At 70.9% G+C, this 21,366-nt stretch carries 17 protein-coding genes and 1 pseudogene; 9 read left to right on the top strand and 9 right to left on the bottom strand.

Going from position 1 to position 21,366, the window contains the following annotated elements; all coding sequences use genetic code 11:
- Window positions 1–15: 15 nt before the first annotated feature.
- A pseudogene (locus CLT71_RS38455) lies at window positions 16–315 on the top strand (DUF6010 family protein); the annotation flags it as partial.
- Here CLT71_RS38455 and CLT71_RS34775 read toward each other — a convergent pair.
- Window positions 241–1,527 (bottom strand): MFS transporter, encoded by a 1,287-nt coding sequence (locus tag CLT71_RS34775; RefSeq protein ID WP_486483753.1) that lies wholly within the window; start codon window positions 1,525–1,527, stop codon window positions 241–243. The pseudogene CLT71_RS38455 and the gene CLT71_RS34775 sit on opposite strands and share 75 nt — an antisense overlap.
- Before the next feature lie 127 nt (window positions 1,528–1,654).
- Here CLT71_RS34775 and CLT71_RS34770 point away from each other — a divergent pair, with 127 nt between their 5' ends.
- Window positions 1,655–2,275: an ABATE domain-containing protein gene (locus CLT71_RS34770; RefSeq protein ID WP_101370836.1), complete on the top strand. Its 621-nt coding sequence runs from the start codon at window positions 1,655–1,657 to the stop codon at window positions 2,273–2,275.
- Window positions 2,276–2,305: 30 nt separating this feature from the next.
- On the opposite strand, the gene CLT71_RS34765 is transcribed toward CLT71_RS34770, so the two are convergent.
- From CLT71_RS34765 to CLT71_RS34755, 3 genes are all read right to left on the bottom strand, one after another.
- The gene (locus CLT71_RS34765; protein WP_101370835.1) at window positions 2,306–4,048 is read right to left on the bottom strand and encodes a substrate-binding domain-containing protein; all 1,743 of its coding nucleotides are present in this window, start codon (window positions 4,046–4,048) and stop codon (window positions 2,306–2,308) included.
- A 200-nt stretch (window positions 4,049–4,248) separates the two neighbouring features.
- Window positions 4,249–4,830: a dihydrofolate reductase family protein gene (locus CLT71_RS34760; RefSeq protein WP_101370834.1), complete on the bottom strand. Its 582-nt coding sequence runs from the start codon at window positions 4,828–4,830 to the stop codon at window positions 4,249–4,251.
- Between the two features lie 200 nt (window positions 4,831–5,030).
- Window positions 5,031–5,558, bottom strand: a complete 528-nt coding sequence (locus CLT71_RS34755; RefSeq protein WP_143743746.1) for an AAA family ATPase — start codon at window positions 5,556–5,558, stop codon at window positions 5,031–5,033.
- A gap of 135 nt (window positions 5,559–5,693) precedes the next feature.
- Here CLT71_RS34755 and CLT71_RS34750 point away from each other — a divergent pair, with 135 nt between their 5' ends.
- A complete protein-coding gene (locus CLT71_RS34750) occupies window positions 5,694–6,221 on the top strand; it encodes a DinB family protein (protein WP_101370832.1) in 528 nt (175 codons plus the stop codon).
- 105 nt (window positions 6,222–6,326) lie between these two features.
- On the opposite strand, the gene CLT71_RS38450 is transcribed toward CLT71_RS34750, so the two are convergent.
- Window positions 6,327–7,436, bottom strand: coding sequence for a cellulose binding domain-containing protein (locus tag CLT71_RS38450; RefSeq protein WP_101370831.1), 1,110 nt, complete (start codon window positions 7,434–7,436; stop codon window positions 6,327–6,329).
- A gap of 415 nt (window positions 7,437–7,851) precedes the next feature.
- On the opposite strand from CLT71_RS38450, the gene rox reads away from it, so the two are divergent.
- Both rox and CLT71_RS38445 read left to right on the top strand, forming a co-directional pair.
- A complete protein-coding gene (rox, locus tag CLT71_RS34740) occupies window positions 7,852–9,279 on the top strand; it encodes a rifampin monooxygenase (protein ID WP_101370830.1) in 1,428 nt (475 codons plus the stop codon).
- 121 nt (window positions 9,280–9,400) lie between these two features.
- The gene (locus CLT71_RS38445; RefSeq protein ID WP_486483613.1) at window positions 9,401–9,670 is read left to right on the top strand and encodes a substrate-binding domain-containing protein; all 270 of its coding nucleotides are present in this window, start codon (window positions 9,401–9,403) and stop codon (window positions 9,668–9,670) included.
- Between the two features lie 136 nt (window positions 9,671–9,806).
- On the opposite strand, the gene CLT71_RS34730 is transcribed toward CLT71_RS38445, so the two are convergent.
- A complete protein-coding gene (locus CLT71_RS34730) occupies window positions 9,807–10,793 on the bottom strand; it encodes a LacI family DNA-binding transcriptional regulator (protein ID WP_486483612.1) in 987 nt (328 codons plus the stop codon).
- 737 nt (window positions 10,794–11,530) lie between these two features.
- On the opposite strand from CLT71_RS34730, the gene CLT71_RS34725 reads away from it, so the two are divergent.
- Window positions 11,531–13,624 carry a cellulase family glycosylhydrolase gene (locus CLT71_RS34725; RefSeq protein WP_101370828.1) on the top strand — a complete coding sequence of 698 codons (2,094 nt, stop codon included), beginning with the start codon at window positions 11,531–11,533 and terminating at the stop codon, window positions 13,622–13,624.
- Between the two features lie 90 nt (window positions 13,625–13,714).
- Here CLT71_RS34725 and CLT71_RS34720 read toward each other — a convergent pair whose 3' ends face one another.
- The gene (locus tag CLT71_RS34720; protein WP_101370827.1) at window positions 13,715–14,134 is read right to left on the bottom strand and encodes a universal stress protein; all 420 of its coding nucleotides are present in this window, start codon (window positions 14,132–14,134) and stop codon (window positions 13,715–13,717) included.
- A gap of 243 nt (window positions 14,135–14,377) precedes the next feature.
- On the opposite strand from CLT71_RS34720, the gene CLT71_RS34715 reads away from it, so the two are divergent.
- Window positions 14,378–15,763, top strand: coding sequence for an APC family permease (locus tag CLT71_RS34715; protein WP_486483611.1), 1,386 nt, complete (start codon window positions 14,378–14,380; stop codon window positions 15,761–15,763).
- On the opposite strand, the gene CLT71_RS34710 is transcribed toward CLT71_RS34715, so the two are convergent.
- Both CLT71_RS34710 and CLT71_RS34705 read right to left on the bottom strand, forming a co-directional pair.
- Complete coding sequence (locus CLT71_RS34710) at window positions 15,760–16,470, bottom strand: DNA alkylation repair protein (RefSeq protein WP_101370825.1); 711 nt, start codon at window positions 16,468–16,470, stop codon at window positions 15,760–15,762. The genes CLT71_RS34715 and CLT71_RS34710 overlap by 4 nt on opposite strands.
- Before the next feature lie 107 nt (window positions 16,471–16,577).
- Window positions 16,578–19,889: a BTAD domain-containing putative transcriptional regulator gene (locus tag CLT71_RS34705; protein WP_158242382.1), complete on the bottom strand. Its 3,312-nt coding sequence runs from the start codon at window positions 19,887–19,889 to the stop codon at window positions 16,578–16,580.
- Window positions 19,890–20,534: 645 nt separating this feature from the next.
- Between CLT71_RS34705 and CLT71_RS37270 the strand changes: the two genes are divergently transcribed.
- A complete protein-coding gene (locus CLT71_RS37270; RefSeq protein WP_158242381.1) occupies window positions 20,535–20,711 on the top strand; it encodes a hypothetical protein in 177 nt (58 codons plus the stop codon).
- 79 nt (window positions 20,712–20,790) lie between these two features.
- A complete protein-coding gene (locus CLT71_RS34700) occupies window positions 20,791–21,342 on the top strand; it encodes a redoxin domain-containing protein (protein ID WP_101370823.1) in 552 nt (183 codons plus the stop codon).
- Window positions 21,343–21,366: the final 24 nt, after the last annotated feature.

Below are 21,366 nucleotides of genomic sequence, written 5' to 3'. Positions count from 1 at the left end.
CTAGGTTCGGTGGCCATGACCGTCGTCGTACCGCTTTCCATCGGTGTGCTCTACGTCCTGCTGAACTCCCTGATCGCCGAGCCGCAACGTCGCCGGCTCAACGCGGTGGTCGTCGCCGGAGCCGGTGCGGCCTACCTCAGCGGCGGCGGGCTGGGGATCGGGGAGTTCGCCTTCACCGCCATCGTCACGTACCTGGCCTATCGCGGGCTGGAGTCGTGGAGGTTCATCGGGGCCGCCTGGCTACTGCACACCGCCTGGGACGTCGTGCACCACCTGCGCGGCGAGCCGATCATCCCGTCGGCTCACGACTCCTCGCTCGGCTGCGCGATCTGCGACCCGGTGATCGCGATCTGGTGTCTCGCGGGCGGCCCTTCCGTCTGGCAGTACGGCAGGGACCGGCTCTCCGGCATCCGCCGTCCGGGTCGCGCTGAGCCGTTCGCCGAGAACCAGCAGCAGAGCGACGGCACCGAGCAGGGCGCCGATCAGCGCGGTGCTCCGCACGCCGTACCCGGGCAGCACCAGGCCGCCGACGAAGGCGCCACCGGTGATGCCGACGTTGACCGCGGCGGAGACGGTGGCGGCGGCGAGGTCGGAGCGTCCGGGCGCCACCTGTAGCACGAGGCCGCCGAGTGCCGCGGTGAACGCGGCGAAGGCGAGGCCGGCCAGCGCGAGCAAGCCGACCGCTGTCGCCGGCCGGTGCCCGAAGGTGTACAGCCCGAGCAGTGCCACCGACTGCACCGCGACGGTCGCGACCAGGGCGAGCCACGGGCTGCGGTCGACCATCGCTCCGATCACGAGGATGCCGAACACGCTGGCGACGCCGCGCGCCAGCAGCACGGCGCCGACCGCCGAGGCGGAGAACCCGCTGACCTCGGTGACGAAGAGGGCGACGTAGGTGTAGGCGGCGATGGCTCCGGCGGTCCCCAGGACCGCCACCGCCACCAGCAGCCAGAAGCGGCGGGCGTCGGGGGTCGCGCCACGGGCGGCGTGTCCCGCCTCGGGCGGCGTCGAGGGGAGCAGCGAGGCCAGCACGACGAGCGCGACCGCGCCGAGTCCGGCCACCGCCAGGAACGACGCCCGCCAGCCGGCGCGCTCGCCCAGCCAGGTGCCGGCGGGTACGCCCAGGACCAGCGCCACGGTGCCACCGGCGAAGACGACCGCGACGACCCGCCCGCGTAGCCCGGGCCGGAACAGTTCGGCGGCGGCCGGCACCACCACCGCCCAGAAGAGCGCATGGGTGAGCGCGGTGGCCATCCTGGCGGCCAGCAGCAGCGCGAAGGTGCCGGCGAAGACGGTGATCGCGTTGCTGACCACGAAGCCGGCCAGCAGCGCCGACAGCAGCCATCGACGAGGGACTCTGCGGACCAGCGCCGTCAACGGGACCGAGGCGACCATCACCACCGCGCCGTACACGGTGACGAGCGCACCCACCTGTGCCGGTGAAACCGCCAGATCCGCGGCCATCGGGAGCAGCAGCCCGATCGGCAGCGCCTCGGCCGTGGTGTAGAGGAACGTCCCGCCGGACATCCCGATCAGCGCCCCCACTGCCCGCCCGTTCCTCATCCGACCCTCCGACTGTTACCACCTAACGAAGCTATGACGGCAACAGGCTAGTGAGGCCCCGGGCATCGGTCAACTGGTAAAGTGGGTTTCGATGGAAACAGTCGAGGACGTCAAGCGGGTACGCCTGGTCGGCGGCAACCTCGCCCTGGACTTCGTCAACACCCGCACCGGCCCACCCGACGGAGCACCGGACGACGACGTGCTCACCGGCTATCCCCAACTGCTCGCCTGGGCGGTGTACGCCGGCGCCCTGACCCAGTCGGCGGCGACGGCACTGGGCCGGCTGTCCCGGGACGACCCGGACGGCACCGGAGCCGCCCTCGGGCGCGCACTGCGCAGCCGCGACTGCCTGGACGAGATATTCCGGGCGCTGGCCACCGGCCGAAACCCGAGCGGCTCCGCCCTGGCCCTGCTGCGGGACGACGAGGCGGACGCGCTCGGCCACGCACGGCTCGAACGAGCCGACGGTTACGCCTTCACCTGGCGGGACGACCGCACTCTCGACCGCCCTCTCCGGCCGGTGGTGCACGCGGCGGTCCAACTCCTCACCACCGGCACGCTGGACCGGATCAAGGGATGCGGCGGCTGTCGCTTCCTCTTCAACGACGAGAGCAAGAACCGCAGCCGCCGCTGGTGCAGCATGGACGACTGCGGAACCGCCGAGAAGATCCGGCGCTACGTCACCGCCCGACGCTCCCGGGCGGCCCGGTGAGCGCCGACCGGCCGCAGGGAGCGGTCGGGTTCAGCCCGCGGTCGACCGCAGCGCGATCGCCTTGAGGAAGACGTCACCGATCTTCGCCGGGTCCTCGGTGACCAGCACCCCACCACCGGTGGTCTTCGTGATCCGGTCGAGCGCGTCCCGGTCGACCGCGTCCCCGATGCCCACGATGATGACCTGGACCGGCCGGTTCTCGTCCTTGAGCCGCTCCAGTTGACCGATCAGGTCCTCCAGCGAGAGCCCTTCCCGGTCGTCGTTGCCGACGCCGTCGGTGAGCACGACCACCGAGTTGACCCGGCCCGCCTGCCAGCCGTCGCGCACCTGCCGGTACGCGGCGAGGACGGTGTCGTAGAGACCGGTGCCGCCGTCACGCTTCGGCGTGATCCCCGCCAGCGCGTCGCGCAACTCGGCGCGCTGGGCCGACAGCGGCCCGACGGGTACGAGTTCCCGGTAGTCCCGGGCACCGTCCAGTTGTCGGGAGAAGGTCCAGAGGCCGACGGCCCAGTCGTCGTTGAAGAGCGCCAGACCGTTCTCGGCCGCGCGCAGGGTGACCTCCATCCGCGAGACGTTGCCGGCGGTCGGCACCCGGCCGCGCATCGATCCGGAGACGTCGATCGCGGCGAGCATCCGCCCCGGAGCGGTGATCGCCGACCAGGCCGCCAGCGCCCGGTCGACAGGCGCCGGATCGGCCGGGCTGCCCGGCGACGCCTCGGCGCCCGATGTCGCCGGCTGCGGTTCGGCCGACGGGCTCGGCGCGCCGGCCGGGGTGGGAAAGCCCGCCCCCCGGCTGCCGTCGGCGGCCCGCACCCCCTGCCGGGCGAGGTCGTCGCGGAACCGCTCCGTGGCCAGGGCCTGCCGCAGTCCGTCGGCGGCGGTGGCTTTGACCGGGTCGTCGCCGGCCAGCACCGAGAACGGGTAGTCGAGCGGCATCGGCGCCGGGTCGACGTACAGCGCGGCGAGCGGCACCGGCGGGCGGGCCGAGTTGTAGGCGATCACGTCCTCCTCGGAGAGGACCGCCAGACTCAACCCCGAGCTGACCGCACCGGCACCGCTCGACCGGGGGAACTGGGCCAGTAGGTCGTCGCGGAGCACGGAGGGCCGGGTCGCCAGCGCCCGGAGTACCGCCGTGCTCGCCCGTCGGGCAGCGGCGTCGCCGGTGCCCGACGCCGCACCGAACGACATCAGCCCGGACAGGCCCGCGGCGTCGCGAGTGGGCTCGACGATGCCGGACCGCAGGCCGACGCCGGTCGTGATCCTCCGCACCAGGTCCGCCAGGGTGGGTGTCTGGTGCGGCCAGCCGAGGCTGGAGGCGACCGGCTCGGGCATCGCCGCGACCACCGGGCTGCGGGCGATCGAGGCGCGGTCGGTCGGCCTGAAGTCGGGGGCCGCGCCGCCCAGCCGCAGCAGCCAGGTGGAGGAGTCCGGCACCCAGACGTCCGGGACGGCGGTCACGGCGCCGCTCTGGCCCACCCCGGCCAGCCCGATCCCGTACGTCCCGGCGAGCGCGGCGGCCACGTCGGCCGGCTCCGCCGCGCTGACCTCGACAGTCACGCAGGGGGCGTCGGGGTCCGCCTCCCGCTGGTCCCAGGCCTCGGCGGCGGAGCGCACGGCGGCGGCGACCTCCGTCGCGGCGGCGACGGTGAGCCTGACCTGCCCCGTGCAGCCGGAGTGGGCCAGTTGCCGGTATCCGACCGACACCCCCGACATCACGGCGACAACCGCCACCGCCACCGCGATGGCACCAGCCCTGGGGGAACGTCGACGCATGCGATGGCGGCCAGACACTGGCCAATACTGAACAATCCACCCCCGTGGCGCCAGCCCGTGGGCCGGAAAAATACGCTCTCGAACGACTTCGTCGCCCAGCGTCGCCAGACGGCCTCGGACCGTACCGGAAATCGGCTCGACGCCCCGGCCCGGACGCGTGCCGCGGTTTCTCGCCCGCCCCACCGCGCCCGGCGCCCGGCTCAGTGCACGACGTCGTAGACCAGTTTGGTGATGCCGTTGGCGTAGGTCTGCGACTCGACCAGCTTCAGCATCTGCTTCTCCCGGTCGGTGTCGCTGAACATCCGCTTGCCCGCGCCGAGCAGCACCGGGAAGAGCAGCAGGTGGTAGCGGTCGATCAGACCGGCGTCGGAGAGGTTGCGGGCCAGGGTGGCGCTGCCGTGGATGAAGATCGGGCCGCCCTCGGTCTCCTTCACCTTCGCGACGTCGTCCAGCGAGCGCAGGATCGTGATGTCGCCCCAGTTGTCGACGAGGTCGTCCTGGTCGAGGGTGGTCGAGACGACGTATTTCGGCAGCTCCTTGAGGGCGGCGAAGTCCTGCATATCCGGCCACACCGGCGAGAACGCCTCGTAGCTGGTCCGGCCGAACATCAGCGCGGTCGCCTCCTCGGTCTCCCGGCCCTTGATCTCGTACGCCTCGGGCACGACCTGGATGTCCTTGTAGGTCCACCCCCCGCTGCGGTGGCCCTCGTGGTGGCTGCCGCCACCGGGCGAGTCGACGACGCCGTCGAGCGAGACGAAGGCGGTGTAGATCAACGTACGCATCCGCGGTGTCCAATCTGCCGGGTGGCTGTCCTGGGTCCTCTGGGGCGGCGGTCGGCTCTCCGTCGGCAGGCGGTGTCACCGGTGCGACCGCAGGCGCCACCTGCGCAGCACGGCACCCGACCTTACCCGAGTACCCGCCGCCTCCGGCGTCCCGTGAGGCCGTCGCCCGCCGGTGTCTCCGCCCGGGGGCGCGGGCGGAACTATCGGGCGCCGAGGGACTCCGCGATCGCGGCAGCGATCTGTTCCGCGTCGAGTCGCTCCGAGTCGAACGTCAGGTCGGCGGGAATCCCCGGCAGCAACTCCCGGAAATGCCTGTGCCTGCGGTGGTGGAACCCCGGTTCGCGGGAGAGCCCACGTCCCGGATCGGCCTGTGCCCGGGCGAACGTCACGGAGACCGGGGCGTCGATGACCACCCACAGCACGGCCGACCCGTCCGGGAGGGTACGGGTGAGCGCGGCCCGTTCCTCCTCGCTGTGGAACGGCCCGATCGCCAGGACATAGTCGACGTCCGAGCGCATCCACTGGCCGACCAGGGCACCGTGTGCCTCGTGCGCGGCGAACCAGAGGCCGGCCCTGCCCGCACCGGGTGGACCCACCGTCGCCGCCACGTCGTCCACGTCCGCGACCACCACGGTGCGGCCGCCGGCGGTCAGCCGCCGGACCAGCCCTTCCGCCACGGTGTTCTTTCCCGCCGCGATCGGCCCGGTGAGGATCACGAGTTGAGGCATGCCTCGAATCTGCCAGGCCGCCCAAACGCTTTTTCCCGCCGGTCCGGCAATAGCGGACAGGATCTGGCCGCTATCGGCCGTAGCGTGCGGGTTGCCAGTACGGCGAGGCGGATTCGAGACGAGGGACAGGGCGAGATGACGACAACTCTGGAAGAGACCGTGACCGGCGAGCGGGCCGACCTGCTGGAGTCGCTGGGCAACGCCCGGTTCTTCCTGCGCCACACCGCGCACGGGCTCACCGACGAGCAGGCGGCCACCCGCAGCACGGTGAGCGAACTCTGCGTCGGCGGGCTGATCAAGCACGTCACCGCGATGGAGCGGCAGTGGGCCCGGTTCATCGTCGAGGGTGGCTCGTCGATGCCGGCCGGCGACGACCCCGCCGCGTACGAGGAGCACGCCGCCGGGTTCCGCATGCTGCCCGGGGAGACCCTGGCCGGACTGCTGGCCGAGTACGAGGAGGTCGCGCGGCGGACCGACGAGCTGACGCGTACGCTGCCCGATCTCGACGCGGCGCACGAACTGCCGCCCGCACCGTGGTTCAAGCCGGGTGCCCGGTGGAGCGCGCGTCGGGTGCTGCAGCACATCATCGCCGAGACGGCACAGCACGCCGGGCACGCCGACATCATCCGCGAGTCCATCGACGGCGCGAAGTCGATGGGATAACCGACCCGCCCCGGTTCCGTCGTCAGGTCCGCACCGGATCGTCGCCGGTCCTGCGGTCCGGCGCGCCACCCGTCCCCGAGCGGCGCGCCGGACCGGCTGGCGGGATCAGCTGTACGACACCGAGAAACTGTTCGTGGTGAAGTTCAGCCCGCCCGACGACGAGGTGATCTCGTATCCGAACTGCACGTCACCGACCAGGACGTCGCCGTACCAGCCGGCGTTGCGGATCCAGTTGAGCACGGCGCGGATGTCGACGGTCCCCGAGTTGGTGTTGCTGGTCCGGATGAACGAGAAGACCTCGTTGGCACCGTTGGAGCCGCGGTAGATCTGCCAGGTGTGTCCACCGACCGACGCGGTGGTCTGGAGCGATCCCAGTGGTCCGACCGGCCCGGTCTTGTTCATCCACAGCATGATCTCGTACGCGTGGTTGTTGGCCCAGATGTCGTACGTGCTCGCGTACGCCCCGCTGCTCGGCACCGTGACGTTGAAGCTGCTGGTGAGGCTGCCGATCGCGCTGAGGTTCCGGTTCACGTTCCGGGTGGCGTTCGGATAGGACTTCACCCCGCCGGTGTTCGGGTGGTTGGCGGTGACGCCCCAGTTGCTGTACGAGTTCGCCCAGATGGTCTGGGTGCCGGCGCCACTGCCCCAGATGTTGTTGTAGAGCGTGTATCCGCCGTTGGTCCACGTCCCCCACTGCTCGGACGACGTCCAGGCGACGCCACCGGGTCGGGTGGGGGTCGGGGTGGGCGCGGCGCTGGTCGGCGGCGCTCCGGTGGCGGGCGAGCCGGTGCAGGACACCCCGTTGAGGGTGAACGAGGTGGGCGGGCTGTTCGTCCCGGTCCAGCTGCCGTTGAAGCCCGGCGTGACCGTGGCGTTGGTGCCCAGCTGGGCGTTCCACGACGTGTTCGTGACCGTCACCCGGGCGCCGCTCTGGCTGAACTCGCCACCCCAGCCCTGGCTGACCGTCTGGCCGTTCGGGAAGCTCCAGGCCAGCGTCCAGCCGTTGAGCGGGTCACCGAGGTTGGTCACCGCGACGTTGGCGCTGAAGCCGCCCGGCCACTGGTCGACTGTGTAGTTCACCCGGCAGCCGACGGCGGCGCTGGCCGGTGCGGTGAGCACCGCCGTGAGGCCGACGCCCAGCAGCACCGTGGCGGCTACCGCGAGTCCGGCGCGCAGCCGTCGTCGCCGTCCCCCGCGCAGGCGGATGGATCTCATACGCACCTCCTGGTGGTCTCGAGTCGGCAGGACCGGGTCGGCAGAAACCGGTGCCCCAGCCTGCGACTTTTAGTTGGGTATCCCAACTAACTCATACTGCCACTCGCGCCTTGATTACGACAGTCGTCGATGTCGGAGTGGTCGAACCCGTTGCGGGTACCGCCGTTTCGCGCGATCGGCGCCTAGTGCAAGGGCGACAGGAAACGACAAAAGGCAGGGAGTCAGCTCCCTGCCACTCCTAACGTATACCGCACCGGGGGTCTTGCGGCAAGACCCGGGTCGTCCCGCAGAATCTCCAGCCGACGCCCGAACCTGCGGAAATCAGTAGTGCCATCGGGCGTCCAATCTCTGTCGACGGGCACGCGCGGACCGATTCGCCGGCCGCGCGTACCGGCCGAAGAACAATGGGGGGCTCATGATTGACGTGATCGTTGCCGGCGGCGGGCCGACCGGCATGATGCTGGCCGGCGAGTTGCGGCTGCACGGGGTGCGGACACTCGTGCTGGAGAAGGAGCCGGAGCCGACGCCGTACGTCCGGGCGCTCGGCCTGCACGTACGCAGCATCGAGGTGCTGGACCAGCGCGGTCTGCTGGACAGGTTCCTCGCGCACGGCCAGCAGCACCCGCTCGGCGGCTTCTTCGCCGGCATCGCCAAGCCCTCGCCCGACCGGCTGGAGACGACGCATCCCTACGTCCTCGGCATCCCGCAGACCATCACCGACCGCCTGCTGGCCGAGTACGCCGCCGAGGTCGGCGCAGAGATCCGGCGCGGCTGCGAACTGGTCGGGCTGAGCCAGGACGACCACGGGGTGACCGCCGAACTGGCCGACGGCACCCGGCTGCGCGCCCGCTACCTGGTCGGCTGTGACGGCGGGCGCAGCACCGTACGCAGGCTGCTCGGCGTCGACTTTCCCGGTGAGCCGTCCACTGTCGACACCCTGCTCGGCGAGATGGAGGTGGCCGTCCCGCCGGAGACGGTGGCCACCGTGGTGGCCGAGGTCCGCAGGACCGAGCTGCGGTTCGGCCTCGGGCCGCTGGGCACCGGGGTGTACCGGGTGGTGGTGCCCGCCGAGGGGGTGGCCGAGGACCGCTCCACCCCGCCGACCCTCGACGAGTTCCGGCGACAGTTGCGGGCCGTCGCCGGTACCGACTTCGGCGTGCACTCGCCACGCTGGCTCTCCCGTTTCGGCGACGGCACCCGGCTGGCCGAGCGCTACCGGGTCGGCCGGGTGCTACTGGCCGGCGACGCGGCGCACGTCCACCCGCCGACCGGCGGGCAGGGGCTCAACCTCGGCATCCAGGACGCGTTCAACCTCGGCTGGAAACTCGCCGCCGAGATCGACGGATGGGCACCGGAGGGGCTGTTGGACAGCTACCACACCGAGCGGCACCCGGTGGCCGCCGACGTCCTGCACAACACCCGCGCACAGATGCACCTGCTCTCCACCCAACCGGGGCCACAGGCGGTACGTCGGTTGCTGTCGGAACTGATGGACTTCGAGGAGGTGAACCGGTACCTGATCGAGAAGATCACCGCGATCTCGGTCCGGTACGACTTCGGCGAGGGACCCGAACTGCTCGGCCAGCGGATCCGGGACGTACGGCTCAAGCACCGGCGGCTCTACGAGTTGATGCGCGGCGGCCGGGGCCTGCTGCTCGACCAGACCGGCCGGCTCTCGGTGACGGGCTGGGCGGACCGGGTCGACCACGTCGTCGAGGTCAGCGAGGAACTGGACGTACCGGCGGTGCTGCTGCGCCCGGACGGCCACGTGGCCTGGGCCGGTGCGGATCAGCGGGAGCTGCTCGGCGCGCTGCCCCGGTGGTTCGGAGCCGCCGGGCGCTGACCATGGTGCAGGCGGTCCACTCTCGACGGTCTTCGGTCGGTCCGGCTCAGATGCGGCCGGTGGTCGCGATCCTCGCGAAGACCTGGGCGCTAAGCTTGGGAACCCGCGCGAAGTCGTTGGCGTGGTCGACGCCGATCAGCCCGAACCTCGGCCGGAGGCCGGGCTGCGGGTGCCCCAGGACATCTCCGTCACCGGCTACGACAACACCACCTTCGCCGCCTTCCGCCCCATCTCCCTGACCAGTGTCGACCAGGCCGGGCACCAGATCGGCGTCAACGCCGCCCGGCTGCTGCTCGAACGGATCGCCGACCGGCAGCGTCCCGCCGCACAGGTCAGGCTCTCCCCCACCCTGGTCGTCCGGCACACCACCGCCCCGCCACCCACGCCGTGAGCCAGCGCCAGAGGGTGCACTGGGCAGTTCGGGGAGCGTCGACCCCGTTCCGGGCGGCCCGCCAGGGCGGCCGCAGGCCGTGGATAACGTTTCCCACGGCCTCCTCCGACGCGCTGCCCGGCGCAGGCGCGGTAGGTCAGTACGGCGGTGGTGCGGTGCTCTGCCGGACGGTGAGGGTGGTCGCCAGTTCGAGCCCGACCTGCGGCGCCTTCTCCCCGCGCCCGAGTGCCAACGCCAGTTCGGTGGCGGCCACCGCCATCTCGACGAGCGGCTGGTGGACGGTGGTGAGCGCCGGATCGACGAGCGCGGTGACCGGCAGGTCGTCGAAGCCGACCACGCTCAGGTCGGCGGGAATGCGCAGCCCGGCCGCGCGCGCGGCCTGGTAGACGCCGAGCGCCTGCAGGTCGTTGCAGGCGAAGATCGCGGTGGGCCGCTGCGGGCGGGCCAGCAGGTCGACGGCGGCCTGGTAGCCGCCCTGCTGGGTGAGCGCGGTACGCACCAGAAGGTCGCTCTCCAGCGCCAGACCGGCACCCTCCATTGCGGAGCGGTAGCCGTCCAGCCTGGCCCGGCAGCAGAGGATCTGGTCCGGCCCGCCGATCATCGCGATCCGTCGGTGTCCCAACTCGACGAGGTGCCGGGTGGCGGACCGGCCCCCGGCCCAGTTCGTCGCCCCGACGAACGGCACATCGTCGGGCAGCTCGGCGGTGGGGTCGAAGACCACGAAGGGGATGCCTCTGGCCCGGAGCTGGTTGCGCTGCTCCGGCGACAGTTGGGCGACCGTCACGATGCAGGCCGGACGGCGGGCGAGGGTGTCGTCAATCCAGTAGCGGATCGCGTTTCGCTGCGGCCCGAACTCGGTGAGAACCACACCCACCCGCTGCCGGCGGGCCACCTGCTCGACCCCACGGATGATCTCAAGCCCCCACATGTGCTCCAGCTCGTCGAAGACCAGTTCCATCATGTTGCTGCGGCTGACCGGTGCCGGCTTGCGGTAGCCGTACCGGTGGATCACGGCCTCAACCCGCGCCCGGGTGTCCGCCGCGACACCGGAACGACCATTGATGACCTTGGACACGGTCGGGATCGAGACGCCTGCCGACTCGGCGATGTAGGAGATCGTCACCGGCGTGCTCGGGTCGCCCCGCGGGTAATCCCGGTCGCTGGCCGGTCCGCCCGACTCGGCGCTCGACAAGGTGGCCCCCTCCGTCGCCCGTCCCGCGCTGGCGCCACCGCGACGCCGACCGGACGGCCGGCCACGGGCGCCGTTCCCGGCGCAAGGATAGCCGGTCGACCATGTCCGGGCGTGGCCGCGCAGCGGCCCCAGGCCGCCTGCGTCCCGGGGATCAATCGAGGCGTACGGCCGCACCACCGCAAGAAACTTTCTGGACATTGCATCGATACTTTTCAGACCCAGGGCGCCACGATGGACATCGACTCAGCTCAACAAACAGCACAAGGCCGGGCAGCGTTCCCCACCTACGTCGCTTACATTGACGTACATCTTAGAAAGGCGTAGCGTCTCTGCACAGAAACTTTCGAAGCGGAGATCCGCGAGTTTCTACGCTGTGTGGGAGCCAAGCAGCGTCTCCGGGCAGGCATCGGGCAGCCCTCGGAGAACATCCCCGATCAGTCGCTCGCGCGTGGGCAGGCCGGGCCGATCGGTCGTCGCGGTAACGCCGCACATCATCCACCCGTCACGAGCGCTGGAGGCTCCATGTCCTCGTCCGCCAGGGCGCGCCGGTCGTCGGTGCCGCGCCCGCTCGCCGTCGCCACGACGGCCCTGGACAACCCCCGCCCCGCACCCGTGGGGCAGCCCGGCATCCCCGGACGGGGCCCAAACTACGGCAAGGATGAGTACCGATGGATCTGCTGAACACACGAAGAGCGCGCCTGCGGCTCGGCCTGGTCGCCGGTGGCGCCGCCGCAATCCTGGTCGCCGGGATGACGGTGGCCGTCGGCGCCCACGCGGCGGCCGGTTGCCGGGTCGGATACGCGGTCTCCGCGCAGTGGACGGGTGGTTTCACCGCCGACGTGAGCGTGACGAACCTCGGCGACCCGGTCAACGGCTGGAACCTGGCCTGGACGTTCCCGTCCGGCCAGCGGGTCACCCAGGCATGGAACGCGACGGTGACCTCCACGTCGAGCGGGGTGACCGCGACGAACGCGAGCTACAACGCGACCATCGCGACGAACGCGACCGTTTCGTTCGGCTTCAACGGCACCTGGGCCGGCAGCAACGCCGCGCCGACCTCGTTCGCGCTCAACGGGACCGTCTGCACCGGCAGCGTCGGCGGGCCGGCATCGCCGTCCGCCACTCCCCCGGCGAGCCCGACGCCGACGTCGTCCCCGTCGACCCCTCCGCAACCGGGCAACCCGATGGACATGGTGGCCGCCATGCAGCCGGGCTGGAACCTGGGCAACACCCTGGACGCCATCCCGGACGAGACGGCCTGGGGCAATCCGCTGACCACCCAGGCCCTGCTGCGCCACGTGCGGTCGCAGGGCTACAACAGCATCCGGCTACCGATCACCTGGAGCAACCACCACGGGCCCGCACCGGACTACGCCATCGACCCCGCCTGGCTCAACCGGGTCCGCCAGATCGTCGACTGGTCGTTGGCCGAGGGCTTCTACGTAATGATCAACCTGCACCACGACTCCTGGCAGTGGATCAACTCCTACCCGGCCGACCGGGCAGGGGTACGCGCCCGCTACGACGCGCTCTGGGCCCAGCTCAGCGCCACGTTCCGCGACCACTCCGCCCGGCTCGTCTTCGAGAGCGTCAACGAACCACAGTTCGCCGACAGTACCGACGAGCAGGGCTACACCCTGCTGCACGAACTCAACACCGAGTTCGTACGGATCGTCCGCCGCTCCGGCGGCGCCAACGCGACCCGGCTACTGGTGCTGCCGACCCTGTTCACCAGCGGCGATCAGGGCCGGCTCGACGCGTTGAACGCCACCTTCGACCAGCTCCGCGACCCCAACCTCGCCGCCACCGTGCACTTCTACGGCTGGTGGCCGTTCAGTGTCAACATCGCCGGCGGTACCCGCTACGACTCCAACGTGGAGCAGGACCTGATCGGTTCGTTCGACCGGGTCCACGCCTCGTTCGTGGCCCGTGGCATCCCGGTCATCATCGGCGAGTGGGCCCTGCTCAACTGGGACCACAACCGGCCGGGCGTCATCGAACGGGGCGAGTTCCTCAAGTTCCTGGAGGCGGTCGGCTATCACGCCCGAATCCGCAACCTCACCACGATGGTCTGGGACGCGGGCCAGTTCCTGGAGCGTACCGAGCTGCGGTGGCGTGACCCGGGCGTCTTCGCCATGATGAGGGCGAGCTGGACCACCCGCTCCGGCACCGCCTCCTCCGATCAGGTGTACCTGCCCCGCACCGGCACCATCACCGCGCGGACGCTGACGCTCAACCCCAACGGCACCTCGTTCCAGGGGCTGCGACAGGGCGGCACGAACCTCGCCCGAGGCACCGACTACACCGTCTCCGGCAACACCCTCACCCTCACCCCGGCCGCCCTCACCCGGCTGGCCGGCAACCGCGCCTACGGCGTCAACGCCACCATCGAGGCCAGGTTCTCCCAGGGCGTGCCGTGGCAGATCAGCATCATCACCGCCGACCCGCCGATCCAGGCCGCCAGCACCGGTACCACGGCCTCGTTCGCCATCCCCACCCAGTTCCGCGGCGACCAGCTCGCCACGATGGAGGCCAGGTACGCCGACGGAACCCCCGCCGGGCCGGCGAACTGGACCTCCTTCAAGGAGTTCTGGCAGCACTTCCAACCCGACTACACCGCTAACACCATCATCCTGAAGCCCGAGTTCTTCGCCGAGGTCAGGGACGGCGCGGTGACCCTCACGTTCCACTTCTGGAGCGGCGTCCAGCTCAGCTACCGCAGCACCAGATCCGGCAACTCGGTGACCGGCACCACCACCTGAACGCCCGGCCTGCCCCCGGTGTCGACAGGCGCGTCCGCGTCGTCGACACCGTGGGCCCGGCGCCGGGACGTCACCCCCGACCGGAACCGTTCAGCGGGAGTGGTGCGGATGGGTGACCACCAGTACCGGCCGGGACGATTTTCCGATCAGCGCCATCGGCAGGCTGCCGAGCAGGCGTTCGGCCACCGCCGGACGGGTGCTGGACCCGACCACGATCAGGTCGGCCCGCTGCTCGTCGGCGAAGCCCAGGATCTGTTGCAGGGGGCGGCCGGACCGTACCGTCACGGTCGCCTCGATTCCGGCCGCGGCCAACCGCTGGGCCGCCGCCGAAGCGGCCCGTTCCGCCCGCTCGGCGAAGACGCTGCGCGGCGCCGGAGCCAGGCGCTCGAGTTCGACCTCGTCGACGGCGACCACCGCGACCGATCCGCCGCTCTGCCTGATCAGGTCCACGACCGCGTCGGCGACCCACGGCTGATCGGCCTCGGGATTGGCAGCTAGCACGATGTGCATGTCGTCCTCCGATCACGGGGTCGGCTTCGGTGCTCCGCCCGGCTCGTGACGTCCGGGGCGATGTCGCGCGGCGGGTACCCGGGACAGGCCCGCTCTCGTGGCGCGCCCGGGCGGTGGATCGAATACCGTGTGGCTCTGCACATCGATGAGGTTTAGCACGCTTCGCCCCGGGTCACACCTCGGAGACGGCGCAGCACCTCGGCGGCGAGGGTCAGCGGCAGCATGGGATCGAGGGGAGGGGCTGTGGCGGACGCACCGGCAGCCGGGGAGAGCATCGAGCGCGACGAGCCGACTCTCAAGCGGGTGATCGGCCCCGGACTGTTGCTGCTGTTCGTCGTCGGCGACATTCTCGGCACCGGGGTCTACGCGCTCACCGGCAAGGTCGCCGCCGAGGTGGGCGGGGCGGTGTGGCTCCCCTTCCTGGTGGCGTTCCTGGTGGCGGTGCTGACCGCCTTCAGCTACCTGGAGCTGGTGACGAAGTACCCGAGGGCGGCGGGTGCCGCGCTCTACACGCACAAGGCCTTCGGCATCCACTTCCTGACCTTCATCGTCACCTTCGCGGTGATGTGCTCGGGCCTCACCTCCGCGTCGAGTGCCGCAAAGGCGTTCGCCGGCAACTTCGTCGAGGCCTTCGACCTGTCGATCGGCGACGGGCTCGGGCTCACCGCGCTGGCGGTCGCCTTCATGACGCTCATCGCCCTGGTCAACTTCCGGGGCGTCGCCGAGAGCGTCAAGCTGAACGTGGTGCTGACCTGCGTCGAGCTGACCGGTCTGCTCATCGTCATCTTCATCGGGGCCTGGGCGCTCGGCGGCGGCGACGGCGACATGTCCCGGCTGCTGGAGTTCGAGTCGCCGCCGGGCGAGCACGCGTTCTTCTCGGTCACCGCGGCCACCGCACTGGCATTCTTCGCCATGGTCGGATTCGAGGACTCGGTGAACATGGCCGAGGAGACCAAGGATCCGGTCCGGATCTTCCCGAAGATCATGCTGATCGGGCTCTGCGTCACCGGGCTGATCTACGTCCTGGTCTCCATCTCGTCGGTCGCGCTGGTCTCCCCCGAGGAACTCAGCCAGGGCGACGCCCCGCTGCTCAAGGTCGTCGCGGCCGGGGCGCCGGCCTTCCCGCTCACCGTCTTCGCCTTCATCACGATGTTCGCCGTGGCGAACTCCGCCCTGATCAACATGCTGATGGCGAGCCGGTTGCTCTACGGCATGGCCCACGAGGGCGTACTGCCCCGCGTGCTCGGCTGGATCCACCGCACCCGGCGTACGCCCTGGGTGGGCATCGTCTTCACCACCCTTGTCGCCTTCGGGCTGATCTGGTTCGCCGACCTGACCGCGCTGGGCGGTACGACGTCGCTGCTGCTGCTCGCCGTCTTCACGGTCGTCAACATCGCCGTACTTGTGCTGCGGCGCGACCCGGTGGAACACAGGCACTTCCGGGCGCCCACCGCCATCCCGATCGTCGGTGCCGTCGCCTGCGCCTACCTGGCCAGCCCGCTCTCCGGCCGGTCGGTCGACGACTACCGGGTGTCCGGGGTGCTGCTCGTCATCGGCGTCGTACTGTGGGCGATCACCTACCTGACCAACCGGTTCCTCCTGCGCCGGCGCGCCACCCGGGGCAGCTAGACCAGACCGGCCAGATACTTCCGACGCCGCTGCGGTTCGAACTTCTCGATCGCGTACCGCAGCATGACCCGGGGCATGTCCCGGTAGTGCCGGGAGAGGAACTCCTCCGCCGCCGTCCGGTCCCGGTTGCCCACCTCGCGCAGCATCCAGCCCACCGCCTTGTGCACGAGGTCGTGCGGGTCACGCAGGAGCCGTTCGCCGAGCCGGAAGGTCCAGTCGAAGTCGCCCGCCCTGACGAAGGCGAAGGTTGCCATGACTGCGATCCGCCGGTCCCAGAGCAGGTTCGACCCGGCCAACCGATCCAGTACGCTCCGGTCCCTGTCGAGCAGCCACGGACCGACGATGTACGGCGCGGACGAGTCGACCAGATCCCAGTTGTTGATGTGGCCGGTGTTGGCCAGCACGAGGTCGAAGATCCGGCCCCGTTCCCGCTCGTCTCCCCTGCCGAACTTCCGCACCAGGATGAGCAGCGACGTCAGCCGCTCCTCGTGCACGTCGCTGGTCAGCAGCTTCGCTGTCTCGGCCAGCGAGAGGTCCCGCCAGTACCTGCCGGCCACCCTGCGCTGTTCCGGTACGGGGACGCCGATGGCCCGGTCGCCCTCGCCGTACCCGCCCGGAACCATCTGCAGGAACCGGCTCACCGCCACCGCCCGCTCCGGGTCGGCGAGGCGGGCGAGTTCGTGCCGGACGTCCTCGGTGGTGGCCATGATTGTGCAACCTACCGCGATCGATTCCCGGCGCCACGTACCTTCGCTCCGCCGCCCCGGACGACCCGGCCGTGACGACCGGGCCCGGACGACCCGGCCCGATGCGGTCAGTGACCTGCGGGATCGGGCCGGACGCTCGCGCGTCGGGGGTGCCCGCCGGGATGGCGGTCGCCGACCCGGTCCGGTCGCAGGTAAAGGTGGGTGCGGACGGCGTCCCGGGGGTGCCGGGGGCGGGTGCTCGACCTGGCGAGCCGCAGGCTGGCCTGGCTGCCGGCGGCACGATCCCCGATCCGCTCGGCCATCCGCGCCGCCGACAGCCAGTGTTCCCGAGCGCGGGCGGCGGCGACGGCCGGATCACCTGTGCCGTCACGCGCCACGACCTCGTAGGCGGTGGCCAGGTCGGTCAGCGCGGCCAGTTGCCAGTGCGGGCGGCCCAGCATCCTCGGCACCAACGCCTCGATCTCCCGCCGGGCCTCCTCGGTGCCGTCGCGGCCGAGCCGGATCCGGGCCTCGGCGTACTCCGCGTACGCCCGGTAGGTCGGAGAGTTCGCGAGGTCTGCGCGCTCCAGCGCGGAGGTGGCCACGTCGGCCGCCTTCGCCCACCAACCGCAGTCGGCGAGCGCCATGCTGAGTTCGCTGAGCACGCAGACCTCGCCCACCACGTCGCGCTGCCGCTCGACCAGCGCCAGGCTCTCCATCAGCGTGCCGACCGCAGCCACCACGTCGCCACGGCGCCGCTGCCAGAGGGCAAGTTCGCGCAGCCCCTGCGCGAGCTGCCGGGTGGCCCTGGTGGTCCGGAGCAGGCTGATCCCCCGGGCCAGGGTGTCACCTGCGCTGGGCTCGTCCGCGAGCAGTTCGAGCTTGCCCAGCAGGGTCGTCTTCAACCCGGCCGAGCCGTGGTCGCCTGTGGACTCGTACAGCGCGATGGCCCGGTGCAGCGAGGCCCGTTGCGCGGCCGGATCGCCGAGCTGGTAGTGGACCTGGTGCGCGACGCCGTGGATCTCGGCCTGCAACCAGGTGTCGGTCCCGCCGGCCGCGATCGCCGACTCGACATGCCGTTTGGCGCTGGGCAGGTCGTCGTTCATCAGGAAGCCGAAGGCGATGCAGAGTCGCATCGCCGCGATGTCGGTCGGGTCGCCGAGTCGCTCGGCTGCGGCCAGCCCGATCTCCCCGGAGCGGACCAGCGCGTCGAGGCGGGAGTCGAGGTGGAGGAAATAGTCGTAGTTCCAGGCCAACGCCCAGGAATAGGGCTCACAGCCGGGGGTGTCGGCGGCCTGCTGGATCGCCGCCAGGATCCCGGGCGCCTCGATACTGCACCAGGTGTACGGGTCGGCCTGGTGCGCCACGGTCGCCCGGGCCGGTCGAGGCAGTTCGGGAGTGATCTGGAAGAACCGTCTCGTACGCTCGTCGTCGAGCAGCGACCGTGCTTCCTCGACCAGGGTCAGCCAGGCGGCGAAGACGGTGCCGAGCACCCGCGCCCGATCGGCTGGCGTCTCCTCCTCCTCGACCCGTTCCCTGGCGAAGTGCCGCACGAGATTGTGCAGCCGGTAGCGGAACTGGCCCGCCTCGTCCGTGCCACCCGAGTCCACCAGGCTCGCCTCGACCAGCGTGGCGACGGCCTGGTCGACGGCTTCCTCGTCCGCCTCCAGCAACAGCGGCAGCAGCCAGTACGGGAAGGTTTCGAGGTTGAGCAGTCCCATCCGGCGCAGCAACCGTCGGGCGGCCGGGTCGATCTCCTGGTATCCGGAGATGAGCACGGCCCGGACGTTGCGCTCGGCGTGTTGCAGGTGGTCGAGTCGCCGCACCGAACTGGCCAGCTGCTCGCAGGACTCCCGCAGGGCGAGGTGGGGGCGACCGGCGAGCCGAGCCGCGAAGAGCCGTACGGCGAGGGGCAGCAGGCCGCACTGCCGCGCCAGCGTCGCCGCCGAGGCGCGATCGCCGTCCACCCGGTCCGCGCCGATGACCCCGGCGAGCAGGCGGACCGCCTCGGCGACGGTGAGCGGCGGCAGCCGCACCTGGAGGGCGCCGTCGATGCCCACCAGGGCGTGCCGGCTGGTGACCAGGACGATCGAGTCCATTCCGGGGAGCAGCGGTCGGATCTGCGCCGCGTCCGACGCGTCGTCCAGCACCAGCAGGCAGCCTCCGGTCGCCACCTCGGCGCGGAACATCGCCGACCGCTGGCTCAGATCGGCCGGGATCTGCTGGCTCGGCACCCCGAGGGCGAGCAGCAGCCGCTTGAGGGCGTCCTCGGGGCTCAGCGGCCGGTCGTTCTCGCGCAGCTTCAGATAGAGCTGGGTGTCGGGATAGTGGCCGGACATCCGGTGGGCGAGCCGCACCGTCAGGGACGTCTTCCCGATTCCCGGCATGCCGGTAACGACCGCGGTCCGGACCCCGGAACCGGTGGAGAGCTTGCTCAGCAGCTCGGCCGTCTCGCGCTCGCGGCCGACGAAGTCCTGTAGTTCGGCGGGGAGCATCCGCACGGCCCTCCGCCCGGATGCCGGAACCGGCTGCCCGGCGGAGTCCGGCTGCGGATGAGCCGGACAGGACGCCGGAGGTTCGGTGGCGGTGGCTCGTGACTCGGGCGGATCCGTCCCCTCCACCACCTGGTCGGAACGCTGCTCGGCGGGCCGGTCAGGTGCCGGGCCGGCCCGGACCACACCGGACGGGTGCGCCGGGAAGGCAAGGTCGGGATCTTCGCGGATTATCGCGACCTCCAGGTCCCGCAGTTCGGGAGCGGGATCGAGGCCCAGTTCCTGGTTCATCGCCGTGCGATACCGACGGTACGTGTCCAGCGCGTCCGCTCGACGTCCACACCGGTAGAGCGCCAGCATGAGCAGTTTGACCAGCTGCTCGTTGAGCGGTTGGGACTCGGTCAGCCTGGTCAGTTCGACCACCACCTGTTCGTGGCGCCCGAGTCGCAGGTCGGCCGCGACACAGAGTTCGAGGATCTGCCGATGGATCTCGATCAACGGACCGCCGACCCGGCGTCGCAGCTCTTCCGAGGCGACGTCGGCCAGCGGTTCGTCCCGCCACAGGGCCAGCGCCGCCCGCCCCAGCCGGGCCCGCTCGGCGGGGAGACCTCCATTCCGGGCCTGCTCCGCCAGGGTACGGAAGCGGTGCGCATCGATCTGCTCCGGCTGTGCCAGCAGGGTGTAGCTCTGCCCCTCCCGCACCAGCCGGACTGCCGACCCGGCCGGGGCCAGGCAGCCGCGTAGCCGGGCAGCGGCGGTCTGCACGGCACCCCTCGGATCCGAGACGCGTCGGTCCGCCGTCAGGAGTTGAGCCAGCCGGTCCGCCGAGAGCGGCTGATTCGGCTCGAGCAGCAGGAAACCGAGGAACAGTCGTACCTGCCGGCGCGGTAGGTCGAGTTCGCGGCCGTCCAGAAGGGCTCTAACCGGTCCCAGAACCAGAAATTGCACGTCCACAGGCCATCCTCTTTTCAATCCGGGCCAGCACGAGGGTGCCGATCGGGTCGAGCAGGGGCACTGTCATCAGGGCTTCCGGTGGTCGTCCGGGGTGCGCCACCGCCTCCCGCCGCAGCCGGGCGGGTTGGTGGCGGCGAGCCGCGACCGCACGTCGGGCCGGTCGGGCACCGGCTCCGGGGTTTCGGCGCCGCCGCCTACCCGGCGCGGCGCCGCCAGCGGACGTCCACGGTCGACAGTGTCGGAACGTGGCCAAGGTCGTCTCCGGCTGGCATCCAGCCGTACCTCATCCCCCATGTTGATCACCTCGAACAATTTGACTTTTGCTCAAATTTCTGTCAACCGGCAATCGATCACGGCGAGGTAAAGCGGAGTACCCACAGCAGGTGCGCACGACGACGGCCACGTCGGACGGTGCGCTCCCGCAGCCGGTCGACGGAATCCGTCACGGGTCGACCGAATCCGCCGCGGCGCCCGGAAAAGCGGGGTCGTATCGGCAGCCCGGCCGAGCCGCGGAAACGTCCTGGCATGCGGATGGCAGAGCAGTGGCAAGGCCGCGCTGCCAGGCTGGCGGCACGAAGCGACTGCGGTTCCCGCCTCGGGACACGTTTGCCGCTTCGCCAGCCGACAGGGAGGTGAAACATGATCCGAATGCTAGAGAACATCGGGTACCGGGCGCTGTCGCGCCTCGTACCGACCGCTTCCGCCGCCGCCTACCCGTGCGTGTGTGAGGCCGGCTCCCGGTGGCCGTACAAGAACGGCTACTGCTACTGCTCCACGGACTGCCGGAGCTACCACTGCGTCTCCGGCCCCAAGTAGTCGTCAGGCCGGTGGTGGGACCTGCGCCCACCACCGGCCTACGGCCCGGCCCGTCACCCAACCCAGATCGGAGGCCATCGTGCTGACCTCGTTACTGGTCACGGTCGTGATACTGACGGTGATCTCGCTGCTCAACCTCGTACTCGCGCTGGGCATCATCCGGCGCCTGCGGGAGCACGCCGAGATGTTGTCCGGCTCCTCCGGAAGCCCCGAGGGTCTTGCCTCGCCGGGACACCGCATCGACGACGTGGCGGTGACCACCGTCGCCGGCGCCACGTTCGCCCGGGAGAGTCTGGTCGGCCCCACCCTGGTTGCCTTCTTCATGCCGGGATGCAAGGGATGCGAGATCGCCCTGCCGGCTTTCGTCGAGGCGGTCGGCGAGAACCGGTACGCGGGACATCGGCTCCTCAGCGTGGTGAACGGCACCGGCGAGGAGGCGGACGCGCTGCGCGCGCAGCTCAGCTCGGTCGTCGACACCGTGGTCCCGGCTGCCTCGGCCGACGTCATCAGGGCGTTCGACAACTCGGTGTACCCCGCCTTCTACCTGATCGACGACACCGGAACCGTCCAGCAGAGCACCGCCCAGGTGGAGCAGATCGTCGTACCGACTCCGGCCGTGGCCGGGATCTGACCAGCGACGAGAAGGCCGGAGCGA

Source organism: Plantactinospora sp. CNZ320 (genome assembly GCF_002846275.1).
The sequence above is the reverse complement of the archived record's forward strand: the minus strand, read 5'-3'. Positions and strand labels throughout refer to the sequence as shown.

Bases quoted from the DNA above. Each gene is read 5' to 3' on its own strand.
- CLT71_RS34775 (WP_486483753.1), bottom strand. From the start codon at position 1,527: ATGTCCGGCGGGACGTTCCTCTACACCACGGCCGAGGCGCTGCCGATC.
- CLT71_RS34770 (WP_101370836.1), top strand. From the start codon at position 1,655: ATGGAAACAGTCGAGGACGTCAAGCGGGTACGCCTGGTCGGCGGCAAC.
- CLT71_RS34765 (WP_101370835.1), bottom strand. From the start codon at position 4,048: ATGCGTCGACGTTCCCCCAGGGCTGGTGCCATCGCGGTGGCGGTGGCG.
- CLT71_RS34760 (WP_101370834.1), bottom strand. From the start codon at position 4,830: ATGCGTACGTTGATCTACACCGCCTTCGTCTCGCTCGACGGCGTCGTC.
- CLT71_RS34755 (WP_143743746.1), bottom strand. From the start codon at position 5,558: ATGCCTCAACTCGTGATCCTCACCGGGCCGATCGCGGCGGGAAAGAAC.
- CLT71_RS34750 (WP_101370832.1), top strand. From the start codon at position 5,694: ATGACGACAACTCTGGAAGAGACCGTGACCGGCGAGCGGGCCGACCTG.
- CLT71_RS38450 (WP_101370831.1), bottom strand. From the start codon at position 7,436: ATGAGATCCATCCGCCTGCGCGGGGGACGGCGACGACGGCTGCGCGCC.
- rox (WP_101370830.1), top strand. From the start codon at position 7,852: ATGATTGACGTGATCGTTGCCGGCGGCGGGCCGACCGGCATGATGCTG.
- CLT71_RS34725 (WP_101370828.1), top strand. From the start codon at position 11,531: ATGGATCTGCTGAACACACGAAGAGCGCGCCTGCGGCTCGGCCTGGTC.
- CLT71_RS34720 (WP_101370827.1), bottom strand. From the start codon at position 14,134: ATGCACATCGTGCTAGCTGCCAATCCCGAGGCCGATCAGCCGTGGGTC.
- CLT71_RS34710 (WP_101370825.1), bottom strand. From the start codon at position 16,470: ATGGCCACCACCGAGGACGTCCGGCACGAACTCGCCCGCCTCGCCGAC.
- CLT71_RS37270 (WP_158242381.1), top strand. From the start codon at position 20,535: ATGATCCGAATGCTAGAGAACATCGGGTACCGGGCGCTGTCGCGCCTC.